This window comes from Acidovorax sp. GW821-FHT11A03 (assembly GCF_058809075.1).
Genome location: NZ_JBXASG010000018.1, coordinates 1 through 1,237, shown reverse-complemented (window position 1 = coordinate 1,237; position 1,237 = coordinate 1). Strand labels below are relative to the sequence as shown.

The 1,237-nt window shown below is 68.3% G+C and carries 1 protein-coding gene; it reads right to left on the bottom strand.

Going from position 1 to position 1,237, the window contains the following annotated elements; genetic code table 11:
* Nucleotides 1-1,237, bottom strand: a 1,237-nt coding sequence (locus AC1RVY_RS26490) for a putative bifunctional diguanylate cyclase/phosphodiesterase (RefSeq protein ID WP_492809133.1), incomplete at both ends; no start/stop codon positions are given.

Genomic DNA, 1,237 nt, shown 5'->3' with positions numbered 1-1,237 from the left:
GGCCGCCCGAAAAGAAACCCCTGGAACCCCTCGCAGCCATGCAGCCGCAGGAACGACAGCTGCCCCGTCGTCTCCACCCCCTCGGCCACCACCTGCAGGTCCAGGCTCTTGGCCAGCGCCAGGATCGTGCGCACGATCGCCGCGTCGTTGGGGTCCGCCAGCACGTCCCGCACGAAGCTCTGGTCTATCTTCACCTGATCCAGCGGCAGTCTCTTGAGGTACGACAGGGACGAGTACCCTGTCCCGAAGTCGTCCAGCGCAAATCCCACCCCTTCGCTCTTGAGCTGCACCATCCGCGCGATGGTGTCCTCGATGTCTCCCAGCAGCAGGCTTTCTGTCAGCTCCAGCTTGAGCCTGCGCGGGTCCGCCTGGTGGCTGTGCAGGGTCTGCAGCACTTCGGCCACGAAGCCGGCCTGGCGAAACTGCCGCGCGCTCACGTTCACGGAGATGGACAGGTGCGCCGTGTCCGGGTGCTCTGCCCAGCGCTGCAGTTGCCGGCACGCGGTCTGCAGCACGTATTGCCCCAGCGGCAGGATCAGGCCTGTCTGCTCTGCCAGGGGGATGAAGTCGCCGGGGCTGATCATCCCGCGCTGGGGGTGGCGCCAGCGCACCAGGGCCTCGGCGCCCATGAGCTGGGACTGGTGGTCCACGACGGGCTGGTAGTGCACCAGCAGTTCTCCCCGCGCCAGCCCCTGGCGCAGGTCGGCCTCCAGGTTGGAGCGCGCGTTGACGGCCGCCTGCATGTCCGGGTCGAAGAAGCGCTGGGTGTTGCGCCCCGCCGCCTTGGCCTGGTACATGGCCAGGTCGGCGCGTTTGAGCAGTTCGTCCACGCTCAGGCGTTCGTCCCCAAAGAGGGTGATGCCGATGCTGGGGGTGCTGTAGTGCTGGGCGCCGTCCAGTTCGAAGGGCTGGTTCAGGCTGGCCAGGAGTTTCTCGGCCACGGTTTCCGCCTGCGCGGCCGCCTGCGGCAGCTGGGGCGCCAGGACTTCGAGCATGACGACGAATTCGTCGCCGCCAAAGCGCGCGACGGTGTCGGCCTCGCGCACGCTGCCCACCAGGCGCGTGGCCACCTGCGCCAGGAGCTGGTCGCCCATGTCGTGGCCCAGGGTGTCGTTGAGGTCCTTGAAGTTGTCCAGGTCGATGAACAGCAGCGCGCCCAGGTTCCTGGTGCGCTGGCACGCGGCGATGGAGCGCTGCAGGCGATCGAGCAGCAGCCGCCGGTTGGGCAGGCCCGTCA